The sequence below is a fragment of the Salinispora fenicalii genome, from assembly GCF_000514815.1.
GTDB classification, from domain to species: domain Bacteria; phylum Actinomycetota; class Actinomycetes; order Mycobacteriales; family Micromonosporaceae; genus Micromonospora; species Micromonospora fenicalii.
Genome location: NZ_AZWQ01000019.1, coordinates 63,615 through 82,391, shown reverse-complemented (window position 1 = coordinate 82,391; position 18,777 = coordinate 63,615). Strand labels below are relative to the sequence as shown.

Annotated in this window: 16 protein-coding genes, 1 tRNA gene and 1 pseudogene; 10 read left to right on the top strand and 8 right to left on the bottom strand. The window is 66.0% G+C overall.

The window, feature by feature from the left end:
• The first annotated feature begins 36 nt into the window (after positions 1-36).
• The 4 genes from eccD (at position 37) to B116_RS0109465 (ending at position 3,709) form a co-directional block, all read left to right on the top strand.
• On the top strand, positions 37-1,425 hold the full coding sequence (eccD, locus tag B116_RS0109480) for a type VII secretion integral membrane protein EccD (RefSeq protein WP_018722303.1): 1,389 nt from the start codon (positions 37-39) through the stop codon (positions 1,423-1,425).
• A gap of 57 nt (positions 1,426-1,482) precedes the next feature.
• Positions 1,483-2,931 (top strand): type VII secretion protein EccB, encoded by a 1,449-nt coding sequence (gene eccB, locus B116_RS0109475; protein WP_027659929.1) that lies wholly within the window; start codon positions 1,483-1,485, stop codon positions 2,929-2,931.
• 143 nt (positions 2,932-3,074) lie between these two features.
• The gene (locus tag B116_RS0109470) at positions 3,075-3,404 is read left to right on the top strand and encodes a WXG100 family type VII secretion target (RefSeq protein WP_027659928.1); all 330 of its coding nucleotides are present in this window, start codon (positions 3,075-3,077) and stop codon (positions 3,402-3,404) included.
• A gap of 17 nt (positions 3,405-3,421) precedes the next feature.
• A complete protein-coding gene (locus tag B116_RS0109465; protein ID WP_018722300.1) occupies positions 3,422-3,709 on the top strand; it encodes a WXG100 family type VII secretion target in 288 nt (95 codons plus the stop codon).
• A gap of 107 nt (positions 3,710-3,816) precedes the next feature.
• On the opposite strand, the gene mycP is transcribed toward B116_RS0109465, so the two are convergent.
• Together mycP and B116_RS0109455 are read right to left on the bottom strand one after the other, a co-directional pair.
• Positions 3,817-5,112, bottom strand: coding sequence for a type VII secretion-associated serine protease mycosin (gene mycP, locus B116_RS0109460; protein ID WP_082312770.1), 1,296 nt, complete (start codon positions 5,110-5,112; stop codon positions 3,817-3,819).
• Between the two features lie 378 nt (positions 5,113-5,490).
• Entirely contained in the window at positions 5,491-6,792 is a 1,302-nt protein-coding gene (locus B116_RS0109455; RefSeq protein ID WP_027659926.1) for a choice-of-anchor A family protein, read from the bottom strand.
• 281 nt (positions 6,793-7,073) lie between these two features.
• Here B116_RS0109455 and B116_RS26480 point away from each other — a divergent pair, with 281 nt between their 5' ends.
• Positions 7,074-7,424: a hypothetical protein gene (locus tag B116_RS26480; RefSeq protein ID WP_027659925.1), complete on the top strand. Its 351-nt coding sequence runs from the start codon at positions 7,074-7,076 to the stop codon at positions 7,422-7,424.
• Positions 7,425-7,958: 534 nt separating this feature from the next.
• Here the strand turns inward: B116_RS26480 and B116_RS0109445 are convergent.
• Together B116_RS0109445 and B116_RS0109440 are read right to left on the bottom strand one after the other, a co-directional pair.
• A complete protein-coding gene (locus B116_RS0109445) occupies positions 7,959-8,540 on the bottom strand; it encodes a hypothetical protein (RefSeq protein ID WP_027659924.1) in 582 nt (193 codons plus the stop codon).
• A gap of 545 nt (positions 8,541-9,085) precedes the next feature.
• Positions 9,086-9,158, bottom strand: a tRNA-Arg gene (locus B116_RS0109440).
• A 509-nt stretch (positions 9,159-9,667) separates the two neighbouring features.
• Between B116_RS0109440 and B116_RS0109435 the strand changes: the two genes are divergently transcribed.
• Complete coding sequence (locus tag B116_RS0109435) at positions 9,668-10,135, top strand: DIP1984 family protein (protein WP_027659923.1); 468 nt, start codon at positions 9,668-9,670, stop codon at positions 10,133-10,135.
• Positions 10,136-10,506: 371 nt separating this feature from the next.
• On the opposite strand, the gene B116_RS0109430 is transcribed toward B116_RS0109435, so the two are convergent.
• The 4 genes and pseudogenes from B116_RS0109430 to B116_RS24935 all read right to left on the bottom strand — a co-directional run bounded on the left by B116_RS0109430 (position 10,507) and on the right by B116_RS24935 (position 12,120).
• Positions 10,507-10,959 carry a SitI3 family protein gene (locus B116_RS0109430; RefSeq protein WP_027659922.1) on the bottom strand — a complete coding sequence of 151 codons (453 nt, stop codon included), beginning with the start codon at positions 10,957-10,959 and terminating at the stop codon, positions 10,507-10,509.
• 15 nt (positions 10,960-10,974) lie between these two features.
• Positions 10,975-11,376 carry a CdiA C-terminal domain-containing protein gene (locus B116_RS0109425; protein WP_018799921.1) on the bottom strand — a complete coding sequence of 134 codons (402 nt, stop codon included), beginning with the start codon at positions 11,374-11,376 and terminating at the stop codon, positions 10,975-10,977.
• A gap of 197 nt (positions 11,377-11,573) precedes the next feature.
• A pseudogene (locus B116_RS28225) lies at positions 11,574-11,675 on the bottom strand (DUF6244 family protein); the annotation flags it as partial.
• Positions 11,650-12,120: a DUF4259 domain-containing protein gene (locus tag B116_RS24935; protein WP_050591850.1), complete on the bottom strand. Its 471-nt coding sequence runs from the start codon at positions 12,118-12,120 to the stop codon at positions 11,650-11,652. The gene B116_RS24935 and the pseudogene B116_RS28225, both read right to left, overlap by 26 nt.
• Before the next feature lie 180 nt (positions 12,121-12,300).
• Here B116_RS24935 and B116_RS0109415 point away from each other — a divergent pair, with 180 nt between their 5' ends.
• The 4 genes from B116_RS0109415 to B116_RS0109400 all read left to right on the top strand — a co-directional run bounded on the left by B116_RS0109415 (position 12,301) and on the right by B116_RS0109400 (position 18,774).
• Entirely contained in the window at positions 12,301-13,605 is a 1,305-nt protein-coding gene (locus tag B116_RS0109415; RefSeq protein WP_027659921.1) for a DNA cytosine methyltransferase, read from the top strand.
• A gap of 383 nt (positions 13,606-13,988) precedes the next feature.
• Entirely contained in the window at positions 13,989-14,369 is a 381-nt protein-coding gene (locus B116_RS0109410; RefSeq protein ID WP_223874547.1) for a very short patch repair endonuclease, read from the top strand.
• Between the two features lie 413 nt (positions 14,370-14,782).
• Positions 14,783-17,107, top strand: a complete 2,325-nt coding sequence (locus tag B116_RS0109405; protein ID WP_223874546.1) for an ATP-binding protein — start codon at positions 14,783-14,785, stop codon at positions 17,105-17,107.
• Positions 17,104-18,774: a DEAD/DEAH box helicase family protein gene (locus B116_RS0109400; RefSeq protein ID WP_027659918.1), complete on the top strand. Its 1,671-nt coding sequence runs from the start codon at positions 17,104-17,106 to the stop codon at positions 18,772-18,774. Before B116_RS0109405 ends, B116_RS0109400 begins: the two co-directional genes overlap by 4 nt.
• The last annotated feature ends 3 nt before the right edge of the window (positions 18,775-18,777 follow it).

Below are 18,777 nucleotides of genomic sequence, written 5' to 3'. Positions count from 1 at the left end.
GCCGGTTGGGTCCGCTCCTCGTCGGAGAGGGCGTCAATGGTTTCCCAGGCCGGAACCGGACTTGCGCGCATCGCCATCGTCGCCCCGGACCGGCGGCTCGATCTGGCCCTACCGGAGCATTTGCCGCTGGTCGGGATGCTGCCCGCCGTGCTACGGCAGGCAGCGGAGCACCCCTCAGACGGTACGGCGCATGGTGGCTGGACACTACGCCGTACCGATGGCGCTGCCATCGATCTCAACCGTACGTTGGCGGCGCAGAACATCCGCGACGGAGAGACGCTGCACCTGGCTCCGCGCCGGACCGAGTGGCCCGAGCTGGCGTATGACGATCTGATGGAGGCTGTCGCGGCCGGCGCGCGTCGCCGTGGGATCGCGTGGAACCCACTCGCGACTCGGCTGACGGGTTTGATTGTCGCGAGTGCGCTGCTTTTGATTGGCCTAGCCGTCATCGTCGGCTCGGACGAGCCCGGCTGGCTCGGCGGCGTGATCGCGCTCAGTGCCGCTGTGGGGCTGCTACTGACCGGGATTGTGCTCTCTCGGGCGATGGCCGACTCGCTCGCCGGGGCGGTGCTGGCCGCCGCCGGCCTGCCCTACGCCTTCGTCGGCGGGATTCTGGTGATCGGGACCGGGGAGTCCGTCTGGGCACTCGGTGCGCCGCACGTGCTGCTCGGCTCTGCCATCCTGCTCTTCACGGGCCTACTCGGTCTCCTCGGGGTGGGGGACGCTGCCCGAGTCTTTGTCGCGGCGGTCTATGCCGGGATCTGGGGCCTGCTCGGCGGGTTGTGTGCTCTTGGCTCGATTGACGCGGCGCAGGGCGCGGCGATCGTGGTCAGCGGGGTGACCCTGCTGCTGCCGGCGCTGCCGCTGCTCGCGGTGCGGCTGGGCAAGATGCCGATGCCGGTGTTGCCCCGGACCGCCGAGGACCTGCTGCGCGACGAGCCGCAGCCTCGCAGGGAGGCGGTCTATCAGGCGACTGCGCGGGCTGATGAAGTGCTCACCGGCATGATCTTTGGCTCGATCGTGGTCACCGTCGGTTGCCTGATCGTGTTGACCGCTGCGGGTTCGGTCGCTGCACTGGTGTTGACCGGAGTCGTTTCCCTCGGCTACCTGCTGCGGGCCCGACTGGTGCCGACTGTCCGGCACCGGGTGCCGATGCTCGCTGGCGGCCTCGTCGGGCTGGCCTTGCTGCCTCTGGTTGGCGCAGCCGACGCCGGGACGGTGGTGCGGGTGCTGACGGTGCTGCCGGTGGCGATGGTGGCGGCCGGGATCTCGGTCAGCGCCGGGCTCGCCTACAGCCGACGAGCCCCGTCGCCCCGGCTGGCCCGGTTCGGGGACTTCCTCGACATTGTGCTGCAGCTCGCGGTGGTGCCGGTGGCCTGCGGGGTGCTGGGCCTGTACGCGTTCATGCGTGCACTGAACGGCTGATCGTAGGCATCGCGGTACGACTCTGTCTGTGTCGACCGCACGCAAGGGGAGGGTGCCATGCCATCGCGGCGGGACCAGGTCCAGTCGTACCAGTTTTTCATTCAGCGGATGACCTCCGCGCTCGTGGCCCGGGAGCCCGATCCGGAGAGTGCCGCGCCGTTTCGGCGGCTCGGTGGCGCGGGCTTCGCGAGCGTCATGGTGGCGGTGCTCTGCCTTGCCGTGGTGGGCGTCTACGGGATGCTCCGCCCCGGTGGCGCCACCAAGTGGAAGGCGGACGCGGCGGTCATTGTGGAAAAGGAGACCGGCACTCGATACATCTACCGGGAGGGCCGCCTCTACCCGGTGGTCAACTATTCGTCCGCGCTGTTGGCGTTGGGGACGGCGGCGCCCACTGTCTCTGTTTCCCGCAACTCGTTGGTCGGCACGTCCCGCGGCACTCCGATTGGCATTCGGGACGCGCCAGATGCGCTGCCTGACCCGAAACGGCTCCTCTCCGGTCCGTGGACACTCTGCACCCAGCTGGCCCGTGACTCGGCGGGCGGGGATGTCGCCACCACGGTGCTGACCGTCGGTGCGGCGCCCGGTGGTGGCCGGGAGATGGGCGACACCGCTCTCTTGGTCCGCGACACGGCGACGAATGGCCTGCATCTGATCTGGCATGACCACCGGTACGAGATCGGCGATGAAAACGTCGTCCTGGAAGGACTAACCATGACCACGGAGCCCGTGGTCGAGGTGGGCGGAGCCTGGTTGAACGCCCTGCCCGCCGGCGAGCCGATCGGGATTCCGGAGGTGGTCGGCCGGGGTGAGCGGTCCGGTGCCTTGCCGGAAGCCCGGGTTGGCCAGGTCTTCGTCGTGGAAAGCCAGAACGGTGGTCGCCAGTATTATCTTGCTGAGCGCGATCAGTTGCGGCCGCTGACCCAGCTTCAGGCCGAGGTGCTGTTGGCTGACCCGCAAGCCACGCAGGCCTATCCGGCTGGGGCGCTACCGGAGCCGGTCTCCCTCTCAGCCGGTGCCGCGGCTACGGCACGCAAGGCGTCGCCGCCGACTGAGGGGTCTCACCGCGCGCCCGACGAGCGTCCCGAGATCGTCCAGGGGGCCAGCGAGCAGCCAGCTGTCTGTGCGGCCTACCAACCGGGGCGGAGCGAACCGACCCTGCTCCTGGGCGGGCAGGTGCAGCCGGTTCAGGAGCCGGTGCGAACCGCCGAACAGAGCAGTACCGGTATCCCTCTCGCTGACCGGGTGGCTATCGCACCAGGGCACGGCGTCCTAGTCGAGGCTGTGCCGGCGCCGGAGGCCTCGACGGGTGGGCTGAGCCTGGTTACCGACCTCGGCTACCGGTATCCGCTCGCCTCGGTAGAGGTGGCGGAAATGCTCGGCTATTCCCGTGCGCGGGTTGTTGAACTACCCGCGAGCCTGGTCGATCGGCTGCCCGCCGGTCCTGCACTCGACCCAGCGGCCGCAAAGCGGGCGATCGATCCCGATCAGCCTTCGTCTCCACAATAGAATCGCTTGTGCGGGCGGGGTTGCCTGACCTAGCGCAGGCTGGACATAACCCGTTACGGTTCGCATAGAGCGGTGCGAGTGCGCCGCACTGAGGCCGCCTCCGCCACAGCGAGGCGATCGATGAGGACGGGGGTCACTCCACCATGACGATGCGTACCGACACCAGCTTGATGGTGAAGACCGGGGGCGAGGTAAACGTCGTCGCCGACCGGCTCACCGGCAACCTGAACCAGCTTATGGACCAGCTTGCGCCGCTATACGACCAGTGGAAGGGCGCTGGAGCGGGTTCGTTCCAGCAGGTGCGCCAGCGGTTCGACCAGGACATGGCGCGGTTGAATGTAGCGCTGCGGGCGATCGCCGAGGCGGTTGGCTCGTCCGGTAGGGACTACGACGTCGCGGACGATGAGATTAAGTCCGAAATGGATTCTGCAGGCGCGACTGCCGGTCACATCACCGCCGCGCTGAAGCTCTGACGGGGGAAGGGTCCGAGATGGAAATTCGGTACAACTTCGCTGCGCTCCACGCCGCGGCCGACAGCTGCAGTAGCAGCCTGAAGAACATGAACGGTGAGCTTGACGGGCTCAAGTCCAGCATCGCACCCATGCTCGCTACCTGGGATGGTGACGCTCGCGAGGCGTACTTCCGTCGGCAGAGCGAGTGGGAGTCGGCGGCGAACGACCTGCGTGACCTGCTCGGTCGAATCGAGAGGGCGCTGCGCGAGTCAGCCGCCAGGATGCAAGCCCGGGAGGCCGCAAACCAGGCGAAGTTCGGCGGCTGATCCTCGTCGAATGTCCGATGGCCCGGCCAGCGCCGGGCCATCGGACTGTCCGGGCAGACCCGAATGCCGGTCTGCTTGAGCGGGCGACGGCGGCTTCGGATGGGGCGTCAGCCGCGGGGCAGCGAGGTGGGTACCCGGAAGAACACTTCTTCGGGCTCGTCGACCTCCGGAGGCGAAGGTGGTGGCCCTTCGGGGCGCGTCGGGCGCCAGCGGCGTCGCCGTCCCTGCGGTAGAAGTGAAAAGGCAACTCCGACAACGAGCGCCATCGCCGCCACCGAAAGTCCACCCCAGAGCCCAACCCGCCGGAAGCCGTCCCACCGCTGCGCCCGCTCTTGTGCCACCGCGTCATAGGGCAGGTCGGGCAGGGGCGCCAGGGGCACCGAAGCCGCGGTGCTCAATCGCTCGGTGATCGCCCGGTAGGGGCTGAGCACACCTTGCCCATAGCCCTGCTCCGGACCTCCCCGTGCCGGGTCAGCGGTGGCTAGCAGCCGGCGAGAAACCTGCGCCGCCGACAGCTGCGGTTCGGCGGCGCGGATCAGGGCCGCTGTCGCACTCACCAGCGGGGTCGCGAAGCTGGTGCCGCTCCACACACCGTGCCCGTTCACCCGGGTGGCGGCGACGACCGCGCCACCAGGAGCCACCAGATCGACGTAGGGACCGACCTGTGACTGCGCCACCCGTACACCCTGCTGGTCGATCGCGCCGACGCCGACCACACCGTCATATGCGGCGGGATACGGCACCGGGTCGGGCTGCTCGCCGTTGCGATGGAGGTTTCCGGCGGCGGCGACCAGGACCACGTCCTTCGTCTGGGCGTAGCGGATCGCGCTCTCGACGGCGGAGTCGGGGCGGTAGAGCGTAACGGACATGTTGATCACGTCGGCGCCGTCGTTGACAGCCCGACGGATAGCCTCGGCGAAGACCGCAGGGGAGACGCTTTCGCCCTGGGCTTCGTTGCCTTCGCTTCCGGCCTGTTCGCTGACTCGGATCGGCAGAATCGTGGCGTCCGGGGCCAGACCGTGGAAGCCAATGCCCTCTTGCGGACGGGCGGCGATGAGGCTGGCCACCGCCGTGCCATGGGAAACGCAGTCGACGTCACCACCGCTCGCCCCACGGAGGGCGTCGAACCCGGAACTCACCCGGCCGGTTAACTGCGGGTGATCGCCGTCGGAGCCCGAGTCGACGACGGCCACCTCAATCCCCACCCCGGTGCTGAACGGCCATACTCGTCGGGGAGCGAGCCACTGCTGGTGCCAGGGCGTGTCACTAATGATCTGACCCGGCTCGCTCGGACCGGCGCAGACGACAGGAGCTGCCAGGGCCGGCGTCTGTGGCATCAGGATGGTTGAGCTGACCAGTGCCAACAGGAGCGCCCCAGCGGACTGAGGACGATAGCGGAGCACGTCGCACTCACCTCCCACTCGCACAGCGCCGCTGCATCCTAACGATTTGCCGGCCGTCGTCGGGCTCCGGTTTCGCGCCAGGATCAGGATCGTGGGCCTTACTGACCGCGCAGCAGCCCAGGAATTTGGGTAGCCGGTGTCCCCGGGCGCGTTTATGGGCTGGCTATGGAGTGGTGGGAACGTTGGTCAGTTCGTCTAACGCATTGGTGACGGTGTTCGCGGCGTACACGATGTTTGGGTTGGTTGGGCAGGCAGTGGTTTCGTTACCCAGGCCATCGTTCGTGCGGTGCCGGCGTGAGCGCCGATAGCTGTGCTCCCGCCTCACCTACGGTGGGTTTGGGCGTCAGGGCGGCACTGTTGGATGCCCCGACCGGTCGCTTAGCTTCCGGCGGAGCGCCGGCGCCGGTGGGTGAGACCGATTGTGAGCAGGAGGGCGGTGCCCGTCAGGACGGCCAGGCTGCCGGCGAAGAGCATCGACCCGCTGGACGATCCGGTGATCGGTAGGTCGGTCCCGGTCGGGCTTGGCGTGACGGTCGGGGTCACCGTCGGATCAGCGGTCGGTGTGCCGGACGGTGTGGTGGTCGGCGTCGCCGTCGGGCTGGCCGTCGGGGAAGCGCTGTCGCAGGCGAGCGTTGTGCTGAAGGGGTAGTCGTGGATTTCCCCGCCGCGGTGCTCCAGGGTACGCGTGATGATGCTGCCTTCGGTGTTGCTCTGGTCAAGATCGGTGAAGTCGGCCCGCGGCGCGTAGATCGTTCCTTCGACCGTGGCGCCGCCGGGCGCGAGGGTGAGTGCGGTGGCCGTGGGGAAGTTGAACAGGATGAAGCGGGCTTCGGGCCCGCCGATGCCGGCGAAGTTCGGTGCGGTCCAGGCGAAGGTGTCCCCCACGTCGGTGGTGTTGACGTTGACCAACAACGGGCCGTTCGCGGTCGGCTGATCGGCAAAGGTCAGGACGCTGATGTTGTCCAGATCGGTTGAGTTGATGTTGAGCACGTTCGTGGTGTTCGAGCTCAGGTTGATGACGGCGTTGGTCCCCGGTGGGATGGGAGAGGAGATCGGGTTGCCGTTCGGGTCCTGCAGCACGACGGTGTTCTGGCACGTCGCGAGCTCGGTGGAGTTCGACCGGAAGGTCTGGAACGCCTCCGCGAAGTCGATCACCGAGACCGGGCCGACACTCGGTACCGACTGGTTGGTGACGAGTTCGATCCGGGGTGCGGCGTCGTAGTCGTTGGCCGGCAGGATCCGCGTATTGGCCGGTGCGTTGTTGTTGTCAAAATTCCGCACGAAGGTGTCGGTCAGATTTCCGATCTTGGCGTAGCCACTCTGCAGAACCTGGAGGCGGGTGGCGGGCAGACTGTTCACAAAGTCCACCTGCCCGTCAACCACGAGCGCTGTCGGGTTGTTCTCGCCGGGGGCGAAGAAGTTTCCCGCGCTCACCACTGCTAGCTGATACTGCGCGAATACGAGGTCTCCGCCCACGGCGAGCGTCCCCTCGTTCTCCGTACCGATCAACGTCGCGTTTCCCTCCGTCATGACCAGGAATCCCTCGGTGGCCTGGACGGGGTCGATCGGGCCGACGGGCGCGGCGCTGACCACGTTGCCCATCATCACGAATGCGGTGGTGGCGGCGACCGCAGCGATCGCGGCGGTGCGGGTAGTGGTCACCTTTGCGCTCTTGTTCATGATTTCCCATCACATTAACGACTATTTGCCCTGCCAGGAATGATAGGTGTCGAATGGTCTATTCATGTGTCTTGACCTGTCCGGGCCTGTCGAGTCGAGACCGCGCAGCACCAGACCGAGGTTGGTGCGCCCGAGCATGCCGCCGAGGCACGCCACACCGGGCGTCGGCGATGCGGGACAGTCGTATCGGGCATGATGCTTCCCCATACGCCAACGACTACCCAGCCGTGTCTCAGCTCCAATGAGCCGCGTGTACCACCGGAGTGCCGCATAATCCGCTCATGACCTCTACCGGCTCCTCACGGCTGTCACTGTGGTCCACAGACTCCTTGCTGTCGATCGGCTCCCACGGCTCAGTACTGTCCATCGGCAGTGTCGGCTCGATCGCCTCCATCGCCAGTGTCGGGTCGGCCGGATCGATCCTGTCCGTCGGCTCCGCGCTGTCGGCGGGATCGGCTCTGTCCTGGCGGTCGCGCTGGTCGCTCCTGGCCGACCAGTCCTTCGGCGCCGCGCTGGCTTCCCGCAGCAGCGCCCGCGCACTCACCGGGCCGCCCGCCGCGCTGGCAGCCATCGCGCTCGCGGCCTACGCCGGCTACCTATTGGTGCGCTCCCGCCAACCCGACACAAATTGACCCTCGCGGTAAGGTGGCAGGCATCCGTTGGGGCACGAGTCTCGCCGTGTCGCGAAGGTCGTGAGGCCACGGTGAGGCCATGCGACTGACATCGTGATTAGTTGATTTCTTGTTTTGCCTGGTGCCCCGGCAGGAATCGAACCTGCGACACACGGTTTAGGAAGGACTCAGCCAGTCTCGCCTCTGTGGTGTTGGCCCGCGCCTCCGGGATGCCGACTGGTTCCACATGACAAGATCACTGCACACACTCTGCACGAAGCCCGGCGAGCCGCAAGCGTGCTGCCCCTACCTTGCAAAGATCAAGTTTTGCTATCAGCTGCCGTCGGTGACGGCTGCTGACCTGCTCGCCATGTCGGCTGCGGTCGGTCTCCGGTCGGGCATGTCGGCCGGCTTGGCTGCACCGACAGCTGTACAGCCACCTCCCGATCTATTGCCCCCGGCCGGATTGTCCAACTCGGTGCGGAGAAGGAGCAGCCGCTGGTCCCAGCGCTCTGCTAGTTCGCTGCCGCCTCGGCCCGCCCAGCACCGTTGCTGTCAACCGTTGCGGTCATCGCCGTCCTCGTCGGTCAACCACCGTGCGACCGCTCTCTTGCCCGCCCGATAGTTGAGGTAATCCTGGGCCTCTACTTTGCCGCCGCTGCGCTCCCTCAGGATGGCGACCACCTGCTCGGGCGGAAAGGTGAAGTCCTCAAGCGGCAGCAGGTTGTACACCCGCCGCCCGTCGTTGTCGCTGCCGATGCGCCCCTTGATCCGCACTCCCGGAGCCACCCGGAGCTGCAACATCGGGTCCATCCAGTCCGTGTCGCTCTTCGCCGCAGTCAGCATCTCGACCGAACTCCACGGCAGCCGCGCCGTGACGCCACGCGACCGAAGGGTCATCCCGTCGTCGTCGACGTTGATAACGAAGGGCCAGAGGAGAGAGGCTAGGGCGCAGGTGGCGACGAGGAAGAAAGCCGCGCCGGCGTACTTGACGGGTCCGGTGTTGGTGAAGACGGAGTTCGGATCCGCCTCGGAGTACCGGGCCGCGCCCCAGCCGCTGGCCCCAATGAAAGCCATGAACAGGTAGTTCCCGCGCGCTTTCGCTGTGTTGCGGCGCAGCTGAACTCCTCCATCCACCGCCTCATGATGTACTGGGCGCGCAACGTGAGGACTGGATGCGGACTGCTGCAGTTTGGAGGAGCGTGCTCAAGCGGTCGTGATGCCTGAAACGCCTGCGGCCGGCGGCAAGGCTGGCTTCCCCTCGTGCCCGCTCGTGGGCTCGCCCCGAAGCGATCTTTCAGCTCGTCAACGAGCGTCACGACCGTCGCCAGGTCGGGTCGAGTTCCGAGGGAAAGCTGGCGGATCACGGGCTTCGGGTCCGACTCCCGTCCCAGCGCACCGCAGGTTCACGCAGCTCATCGGGGTACTTCTTCGGTGCTGCCAGGGATGACTCCCTTCAGCTCCAGCAGAGCATGATCGAAAGCCTCCGAGCTATCGGGGGAACTTCAGGATCTTGCTCAATATCCAGCGGCTGCCTTGGGCGGACGCCCTCAAGGTCATTCCGCGTATGTTCCGCGACCTACGACAAGCAGCGACTTTCGGTGACCTACGCTGGTACATCTGTGCGAATTGAACAGCGTATGTATTTCCAGTTCAGATAGCGTTTCGGCTGGTCTTCGAGGTGCCCCCGGCAGGAATCGAACCTGCGACACACGGTTTAGGAAACCGTTGCTCTATCCCCTGAGCTACGAGGGCGCGAGCGCCCAGTCTAGCGACCCGGGGGTTCACCTGGGGTGGCAGGGAGTGGCCCACGTTCACCCACGTCACCCGGACCGCCGTTGTCGCAGCCCAGGACCACACCCCGAGCACACGTACCCCGGGTTGCGACCGGCGGTCGCCCGCAGTGGCCCGTGTTGGCATCGGTTCGCCCAGGTTGGCATCCGCTGGAGAGCACACACCGCGCACATCATCGAAGGTCGCGAAGGGTCCCGCTCCCGGCGAAATGGCCCTGGCTGGCCGGTGGGAGACGGCCCGGCGGTGACGGTGCCGGGCTTCGAGTGCCGAGGTGGGAAGTGACCCGATCTGGGGCGAGCGTGTGGAGGGTTCATCGTGGGCACGTCGTTGTCGCGAGATGTCGTACTGACTCTGGTTGGGGTTGCGCCGCCGCATCCGTTGATGGGGGTAGCGGCGCTGGGTGTCCGGCTGCCAACCCGTCAGCATTAATGGGGCAGCGGTGCTGATCTTCGTTGGTCATAATGGTGCCCATGAAGCTTGCTGAGGCATTGGCGCTGCGTTCGGACGCGGCGCGCCGCGCTGAACAACTCCGTGCCCGCATCACGGCTAGCGCCCGCTATCAGGAGGGTGAGACGCCAGCTGAGGACGCGTCGGCGCTCCTCGCGGAGGCGGGCGAGGTGCTCGGTGAGCTGGAGTCGTTGATCCGGCGGATTAACCGCACCAACGCTGCCATCGTCGTACGGGAGGGGGGCACACTTACCGACGCGCTCGCGCATCGCGATGTGCTCCGGCTGCGGCACAGCGTGGTCACGTCCGCCGCGGACGCCGCTGCGGGTGAAGGTCAGCGTGGGTATCGGCAGCTGCGCTCGGAGTTGACGATGGTTCCGGCGCTGTCGGTGAGTGAGTTACGCAGGCAGGCTGACGACCTCGCCCGGCAGTTACGCGAGGTGGACACGTTGATCCAGCGGACGAATTGGGAGGTCGATCTGCTCGACTGATGTTGCGGAGCAGGTAGCCGACGTGGAGGCGTGCACGTACCCGCGAGCCGGCGGGCAATCCGGCTCACTCCTGGAGCGCCGAGGGCAGGCGCGGGGGTTCGATTCCCCCGGTATACATCGCATGCCCAGCACAGCACACAGGTGACGGCGCACAGGGCACGGCACACCACCGGGTGCAGATCCACGACGGTGAGGGCGGGACAGGGGACTTCCGCAATCTCGTACAACAGGGCCGGCTGCCGTGACCTCGGTAGGGGATGCGCGGCTCCTGCGTGGAGCCATGCGTCTTCGCCGAGGGCAGCGCCACGAAGGCTTACGCCTTCCGGAGGCGGCGCTCTGAGTTGGGCCAGCGAGGATGTCGCGGAAGTGGCTCAGCGGAGGATCACGCCTTTGACGTCGTAGTTGTCCCACCAGGTTGGCCGGTGTTCGCGTAGCTGTCCCGTGACTCGTGTCAGCAGGAGCCAGTTGCCGTTGAGTACGAACGCGGCGTCTTCCGGCCGGTCGGTGAGGACACGGGCCACGGCTGACACCATTGTTGGGACCACGTCTTCGGGTGGGTTGTTCTTGCGTAGGTCGAAGATGATGTTGGTGTAGGTGTCGGGTTCCCATTCCCACTGGGTGCCGTCGTCGTCTTCGGCGTCGAAGTAGCCGCTGCTGCCTGCGGAAACGGTGACGGTGTAGCCGAGTTCCTCCCCGAGGTCGGCGGTGAGCAGCCGGGGGTAGCCGGGCAGGGTTGACTCCTCGACGCCGTGCGGGGCGACGAGGGACGCGAGGTCTTCCAGGGGGATGTCGCCGGCTAGGGTCAGTCGGTATTCGATGCCCACGTGTTGCCTGCCTTCTCAGTCTCGTCGGACGATCTGAATGATCGCACCGTTTCGGGTCACCGCTGCCAGTTCCTTGAGGTGCGGGACCGGCCAGTCGTTGAACTGCTTTCGCAGGCCGGCGATGTCGCCGCGCCAGTCGCACAGGTTCAACACCACTCGCTGGGTCTGTTGCCTCGCTACTTTCTGTGACACCTCCGTCCATACCCCGCGTACCGCCTTGCCGGCAGTGGGGGAGTAGCAGTCGAAGACGTGGCCCTCGATGAGGTAGTCCGGATCCTTATCCGGCTTCCCCCTGTCGCCGGTGTTCTGGCGGGCGTCGGCGATTTCCTGCCGCGTCGGGTTCTGATGTACGCGGTAGCCGTCGTGGGCGAGAGTGTCGGCGCACTCGTTTTCTAACTCCAGCGAGCGTTGTACCACCGTGTCCTCGCGTGGTGGGATCTTCGTTCGGGGCCCAGTGGGCGAGCCGCCGGGAACGCCGGTTGGCGGCCGGCTGCAGGATGTGGGACTCGATTCGGGGATGGCTGGGTCATCTGTGGCGGCTGCTGTCGTGGTCGGGCCGTCGGCGGCGGTGGAGTTGGGGGCGGGGCTGGCGGGTGCGGGGCCACCAGCCCCGGCTAGTTTCCCGACGATCCCAGTCGTCGTGCTTCAGCGACCGCTGCCTCGATAGCCTGCCGGGTAGTGCCGGTACGTTCAACGAGAAGTACCACGATCTGTTTGATCGCTGGCCTGAGGCGACTCGACGGCGCCGCTGTCGGCGAGGCTGACGCGGAGGTCTTCGATGACTCTCAGCGCCTCCTCCCCTTCTATGTTCTCAGCCCACCGTAGGCGCCACGACGACTCATCGGCCAGCACCGCGTCGAGCGACCGCGTGGCCAGTTCACGCAGCGGGGAGTTGACCGGGATGTCGTCGCGATCGAGGAGAAAGTGCGGGGCGTAGGCCGAGTTTGAGACGGGGATGCCGGTAATTGATTGGAGAACGGTAGCCGCTGCGGCGATGGCTCGAGCGGCATCCTCTGGGGCGAGGGCACGTCCCGCCGAGACCGCCACCTCGAGGGTGCGGCGTACTAGATACGACCGTTGATCAGGCGTGGTGTGCTCGAGTGCGCCGCACCACTCGACCGCGTCGTCGTTGTCGAATGGACCGACCTGCCATGTCGCCATCGCTCCTCCTCGGGATCGCGTAACGAGATCACATCGCTTCCGCGGTGAATCCCGCGGGTCGGGAGCGGACCCCTAAGTCGCTGGCCCCGCGTGCCGCTGCCGTCGGTTGGAGTAGATTCACTGCTCGCCCTACCCGGGTGTCGGTATTAAAGATCCACGACTCCGCGGTATGCTTTTATCATGCTTGAGCCGCTAGGAAAGCCAGTTTGGGACCGCACCTCGGTGGAGTTGTTCGCCGGCGGCGGTGGTCTGGCCATGGCCGTCCAGCGAGCGGGCTTCCGACCTCTGTTGGTCAACGAGCTTGTGAAGCACGCGTGCGAGACACTCAAGGCCAACGCGGCGGTGTCGAGGGGTGACGGCGAGCGGATTCCCTCCGCCGGGGAGCGATGGCCTTTGGTCGAAGGCGATGTGCGCCGGTATAAGTTCGACTATCTATGGGGTCGTGTGGACCTGCTCGCCGGGGGGCCGCCCTGCCAGCCATTTAGTCTGGGCGGTGTAGCGAGAGGCGATGAGGACAAGCGCAACATGTTTCCGGAGATGTTCCGCGCTATTCGCCAGATCCAGCCGAAGGCCGTCATTTGCGAGAATGTCCGCGGCCTGCTGCGTCCATCCTTCAAGCCGTACTTCGAGTACATCGAGAATGAGCTGCGACTGCCGTTCGAGGAGCGTGACGATGAGACTGCATGGCGTGATCACGATGAGGCGTTGAGGAAGCGTCTGGCGGAGGAACCCACAGACCCCAAGCGGCGCTATGAGGTCATCACGACGAGAGTCAACGCCGCCGACTACGGCGTTCCGCAGGTGCGGAACAGGATCATCATGGTCGCGTTCCGGTCAGACCTGGGGGTGGATATCGATCGCTTCCGGGAGGCGGTCCGTCCACGTTACTCGGAAGCGGCGTTGCTCCGATCGATGCTGGACGGCGCATACTGGAAGAGGCATCCGGATGTACCAGATCACGTCCGGCGACGCGTTATGTCCCGGCTACCGGCCACCCCTCCGCCCGGAGACGGGACTCTTCCCTGGCGCACGCTGCGAGACGCGATCAAGGGACTTGAGGGACAGCCCCCGCTTCCCCCTGTGCCTTGGGATCGACTCGACCGGCGCGAGTACCACCTCGGCGGGTTCACCGACCACATCGGCTGGCCAGATGCCCGGATCTACGCCGGCCACACCCCGAACGAGCTGGATCGGCCAGCGAAGACCGTCAAGGCAGGGGTTCACGGCGTCCCCGGCGGCGAATCCGTGCTACTGACCGATGAACCGTTGCTCGAATCGCCTAACGACGCGCGATACCCCTACCGGCATCGCTACATGACGGTTCGAGAGACAGCGCGAGTCATGACATTTCCTGATAGCTGGAGGCTTGCTGGACCCCGAGGGGAACAGATGCGCCAGCTCGGAAACGCCGTCCCCGTTGCTCTTGGAGAGTTCTTCGCCCAGGCTATCGCGACTTCTCTCGACGAGGCTGAGAGTCAACGGTGACCTCGACTGTGGCCCGATCAGGCAACCGTTGGGCGGACAAGCCCCCGCATTCGAGGGCCTGGAAGGGCCGGCGGGGTCGCAGCCGGAGGGCGGCGGCGCTCGAACAAGACCGCGCGGCCGGTGGGACTGACCGGCGGTGGATCGACCTCGGCGACGGGCGTCGAGCCCGCGCCTCTGTCGAGCTCAAGCTACTTCCCCGAACTCGCCGGATCCGGGCTTACTTACGATGGTCAGATCGGGGGCGTTCACCCACCCGCTACCTTGGGGAGGTCGAGCACGCCACCCGAGCCGAGAACCTGGCCGAGGGGTGGCGCTTGGCTTTGGCCCGGGGCCTTCTCGCGAGACCGGGCACCCACGCGACCTCTTGGGCGAAGAACCCGGCCGTGCGTGCCGTCATGCGAGCCAACAAGGCCCGCGACACTGGTCCCGAACGGCGGTTGCGTTCGGTCCTGCATGGGAGTGGTCTTAGATACCGGATCAACGCGAAGCCATTGCCTGGCCTTCGCCGTACCGCCGACATCGTGTTCTTCGCCGCCCGCGTTGCGGTATTCGTCGATGGCTGTTACTGGCACGGATGTCCTGAGCATTACCGTCCCGCCCGTGTGAATGATCGGTTCTGGCGAGACAAGATCGACTCCAACCGCGCTCGTGATCGAGAGACCGACCAGTTACTCGAAGACGCGGGCTGGACCGTGATCCGCGTTTGGGAACACGATGATCCACAGGAGGCTGCCGCGCGGGTGGAAGGGGTGGTTCGTGGCTAGCTCCCCGCCTCAGTGACCACACCAGGATTCCTAGGTAGCCGTTTGTCGAAGTGGCCTGATCGGAGTTCCGCGCCGACATCGAGAAGAGCGCCAAGTCGAGGGTTCCGGAGCGTCGGCGGCGACCACCGCGCACGCGAGGCTATTCAAGCCGCAGGACGGCGATTCGGATCCGACGGGCCGCGACCGATCGGCGTGACACCACGGCTGCGTCAGCGACTGGGGGTCTCGGTCATCGTAGGGACGGCGTCGCCGCGACCGAAATGTCGGGGAAGCTGTCTAGTCTCATCTCGTACCCCGGTCCCCCGTGGCGAGGGGCTTCGTGATATCAAGCGAATGCCATCTGGTCGCCCAGGGGCGCGATACGACTGGAGACGCCACTTATGAAGATCACGCCCTCCGCCCGGATCCTAAGTATGCTTGGTGAGATCGACTTCGACCCTTGGCAGTGTGTCGCCGAGTTGATCGACAACTCGTTCGACGACTTCACCGAGATCCTCCGGGCGGACCAGCCGTGGGCGGGTGGATTCAAGGTCTCGGTCAGCCTGCCGGGAACCACGAAGTCCTCCGACGCGCGCCTGGAGATCGCCGACACCGGGCGGGGCATGAGTCGTGAAACCCTCGAGATGGCCGTGCGCGCGGGATGGTCCAGCAACGACCGTTACGACAAGCTAGGTCTCTTCGGTATGGGCTTCAACGTGGCCACCGCGCGCCTCGGTCGCCGCACCCGCATCCTCACCACCCGTCCCAACGATCCCGAGTGGATCGGCGTTGAGATCGACCTTGATGAGATCGGTGATGACTTCGAGGCCACTGACATCACTGAGACCAAACTCGACCCGCACGACCACGGTACTCGGATCGAGATCAGCAAGCTTGACGGGGACCGGGCCGACTGGCTGCGGCGCAACCCCAACAACCTTCGCAAGACCCTAGGCAGCGTCTACGCCTGGCTGCTGGAGAACCGACCCTTCGAACTGTTCGTGCGGGGTGTGCGAGTCAAGCCCCGTCGCCACTGTCGGTGGGGCGAGGATCGGTCGATCACCTACGGCGCGGGCGCCAAGGCCGAAACCATCCGTGCCTACCGCGAGATCAACGAGAAGTACGCCGACGCTGACGCCTGTGCCGACTGCGGCAACTGGCAGGAGCCCGAACGCGGTGCTTGCCAGCGATGCGGCGGGGGCCGTCTAACCCGACGAGAGCGGCGCCTCCACGGCTGGCTCGGTGTTCAGCGGCACCTGGACAAGCGCGAGTTCGGAATCGACTTCCTCCGTAACGGACGAAAGATCCTTCAATGGGACAAGCGAGTCTTCGACTGGCAAAACCCCAATGATCCCCTGAGCCTGGTCGACACGGAATATCCCATCGAGCTCGCCAACCAGGGCGGCCGGCTTATTGGCGAGATCCACCTCGACCACGTGCCGGTCGTATACCAGAAGAACGCCTTCGACTACGGGGACCGTGGATGGCGGGCGGCGATCGATTACATCCGGGGGACAGGTCCCCTGCAGCCGGAGAAGGCCAAGCGCCTCGGGTATCCGGAGAACGACAGCCCGCTGGGTTCGCTGTACAAGGGCTTCCGACGTAACGCGGTCGGCAAGCGACACTTGGTCCCCGGCGACGGCCACGGGCCCATTCACGACGCTACCCGTCGCTGGGCACAGCGCTTTCACGACGGCGACCCGCGCTATCAGACCGATCACCTCTGGTGGGAAGCCATCGAGAGCCATGAAGCGCGGGCCAAGCGCGGCAAGCTCGACACCGCCCAGCAGGACAATCCCGCCACCCACGACGAGGCGGCTGTCCTGGAGGCGCTCGGCCTATCCAGCGGGTCTGGATCGACCGGCGGACCCACGGGGCCGGGTGCGACCGCGAAGCTTACGGGGGAGAATCCGCCCGTCACCGTGCCGAGGCCGAGGAAGGAGACCAGTCAGGAGCGCATCGAGCGCCTTCGCGCGGACTCTGAAGTCATTCCGGAACTGTCACGCGACTTCGGCCTCGCCCGCCTGGGGCACTTGGCCATCGAAACGCGACGTTTGTCCAGCGCCCACCTGGTCGATCAGGACGGCCAGACGACCCCGGTGCTGCTGGTCCAGGGGCCAGGCGGCAGTGCTACCGCCTTCGTCGATCCGGACCATGAGGCGTTCGCGAAGCTCGGTGCTGACGTGACCGAGCCATTGTTGATTGAGATCGCCGCCTTGCTGAGAGTGCGGGCGGACAGCTCGACGAGCCTGTCTCAGTTGGTCGCGTCGCTGCGAGCGGAGTGCCTTCCCCACACCGCCCTAAACGCCCATGCCGTCGTCGGTGAGGCGCGGGAGCTGCTTAGCGTTATCCGCGCGCGCATGGCCGCCTGCGTGCAAGACGAACCTCGTCGCGCCTTCCAGTACTTGAGCCCCGATGAGGTGAGTAGTGTCGAGAACGACATGATCGCCAATGGCATGGTCTCCCGAACCGCCACGCTCGGCGAGGACGGCGACTTCGTCCTGCACGCGCCGCCTCTCTACCTGGTGACACTTCTGGAGTCTTGGCCCGAGGCGTTTATGGACGGCAAGACGTTCAGCAACCCCTACGCCACGTTGACCTCCCGCGCTGCCGCACGGTTGAGCCTCGCCCGCACGGCCGGTCCACTTGGCGACGTCGCGATGCTGGTGGAGCACCCGAACGCGGACAACCCGCTGATCTTGCAGCGAACCCGTCTAAGTGTGCGAATGGTCGACGACCAACTCGCCGCCGAAGCATGAGCGATGGATTCCTCTCGGCTGAGGAACTCCTCGAAGGTGGTCCACGGGGGCTCACTCATGCCGTGGAGCGAGCCCTATGGCACATGGGCTTCGCTGACGTGCGGATCGTTGACGGTGCTGGCGACGAGGGAGCCGACCTGCTGGCCGTCCGTGATCGCGAGCAGTGGGTGTTGCAATGCAAGTGGTCCAGCCGGGGGGCGATTGGCCGGGAAGGCATCGACGACCTCGAACGGGCCCGCACTCGCTACCGGGCCGACAAGTGTGTCCTGGTCACCAACACCGCTGTCAACGCACCCGCCATCAAACGGCTGGAGGCGTTGAGGTCCGTCGGCGTGGGTATCCGGGTGTGGGATGGCCCGACCCTCGCCCAGCTGTGGCAGCGCATGCCGGACCGGGTTCCGGTCCGCTACGCTCTGCGCGATTACCAGTCTGCTGCCGCCGGCGCCATCGAGGCCGATCTCGCCGCGAATGGCGCCGCCCTGTTGATCCTCGCCACGGGGCTGGGCAAGACGGTGGTAGGCGGGGAGATCATCGATCAGCTTCTTCGGAAACGCCCTCGAGCTCGAGTTCTCGTTGTCGCGCACATGAAGGACCTCGTCGAGCAATTGGAGCGCGCGATGTGGCGGCACCTCGACAAGCGTGTTCCCACCCGGCTACTAACCGGAGACACCAAACCCTGCACCTACGACGGCGTCCTCGTCGGCACCGTAGAGTCTGTACTTGGTGCCGTGAGGTCCGGCTGGCGCCCCGACCTGGTCATGGTCGATGAGACGCACCACGTCGCCGAGCAGGGTAGGTTTGCGGAACTGCTCGATCTGTGCGGTGATGCGCTGACATTCGGCGTAACCGCGACCCCCTGGCGGGGAGACAAATTCGACATCACCGCCCGTTTCGGGCCGCCGAGCTTTTCCATGGGGATCGCTGAAGGCATGCGCGCGGGCTTCTTGTCAGCCGTGGACTACCGGCTTTTCGTGGACAACCTTGATTGGGACACGGTCAAGGAGGCTAGCCAGCACGGCTACTCCATCAAGGAACTTAACCGTAAGCTCTTCCTACCTCAGCGCGACGAGGAGATCGTCGAACAGCTCCGAGGCGCCTGGCGACTGACCCCCGAACCACGGGCCATCCTGTTCTGTCAGACCATCGAACACGCCGAACGCATGGCCTCCCAGCTCGCCAGTGCCGATCGGGAGTGGCGGTCGGCGTCATTCCTGCATAGCGGCCTGTCCCGCCAGCGTCGTCAAGTCCTACTTAACGAATTTCGGCTCGGTCGTGTCCCAATCATCACCTGCGTGGACGTATTCAATGAGGGCGTCGACGTCCCCGACGTCAACCTCATCGCGTTCCTGCGTGTCACCCACAGTAGACGCATCTTCGTCCAGCAACTTGGCCGCGGTTTGCGGCTGAGCCATGGCAAGGAGGCGCTCAAGGTGCTCGACTTCGTTACCGACATCCGCCGGGTCGCCGCGACCCTCGGACTTAGGCGATCATTGGACGCCGCTGAGACCGAGGACTTGACCCTGACCCGGCGACACGGTTCGCGGATCACGTTCAGCGACGAGACCATCGGCGACCTACTCGACCACTGGATCAAGGACGCCGCCAGTCTGGAGACCGCGGCCGACGAAGTGCGCCTGCAGTTCCCCGCCGACGGAGGAGTCGACTAAAGC

What these genes read in the sequence shown, in the direction of transcription:
- B116_RS0109470 (WP_027659928.1), top strand. Translation starts at nt 3,075, where the DNA reads ATGACGATGCGTACCGACACCAGCTTGATGGTGAAGACCGGGGGCGAG.
- eccD (WP_018722303.1), top strand. Translation starts at nt 37, where the DNA reads ATGGTTTCCCAGGCCGGAACCGGACTTGCGCGCATCGCCATCGTCGCC.
- B116_RS0109465 (WP_018722300.1), top strand. Translation starts at nt 3,422, where the DNA reads ATGGAAATTCGGTACAACTTCGCTGCGCTCCACGCCGCGGCCGACAGC.
- B116_RS26480 (WP_027659925.1), top strand. Translation starts at nt 7,074, where the DNA reads ATGACCTCTACCGGCTCCTCACGGCTGTCACTGTGGTCCACAGACTCC.
- B116_RS0109405 (WP_223874546.1), top strand. Translation starts at nt 14,783, where the DNA reads ATGCTTGGTGAGATCGACTTCGACCCTTGGCAGTGTGTCGCCGAGTTG.
- B116_RS0109455 (WP_027659926.1), bottom strand. Translation starts at nt 6,792, where the DNA reads ATGAACAAGAGCGCAAAGGTGACCACTACCCGCACCGCCGCGATCGCT.
- B116_RS24935 (WP_050591850.1), bottom strand. Translation starts at nt 12,120, where the DNA reads ATGGCGACATGGCAGGTCGGTCCATTCGACAACGACGACGCGGTCGAG.
- eccB (WP_027659929.1), top strand. Translation starts at nt 1,483, where the DNA reads ATGCCATCGCGGCGGGACCAGGTCCAGTCGTACCAGTTTTTCATTCAG.
- B116_RS0109415 (WP_027659921.1), top strand. Translation starts at nt 12,301, where the DNA reads ATGCTTGAGCCGCTAGGAAAGCCAGTTTGGGACCGCACCTCGGTGGAG.
- B116_RS0109400 (WP_027659918.1), top strand. Translation starts at nt 17,104, where the DNA reads ATGAGCGATGGATTCCTCTCGGCTGAGGAACTCCTCGAAGGTGGTCCA.
- B116_RS0109435 (WP_027659923.1), top strand. Translation starts at nt 9,668, where the DNA reads ATGAAGCTTGCTGAGGCATTGGCGCTGCGTTCGGACGCGGCGCGCCGC.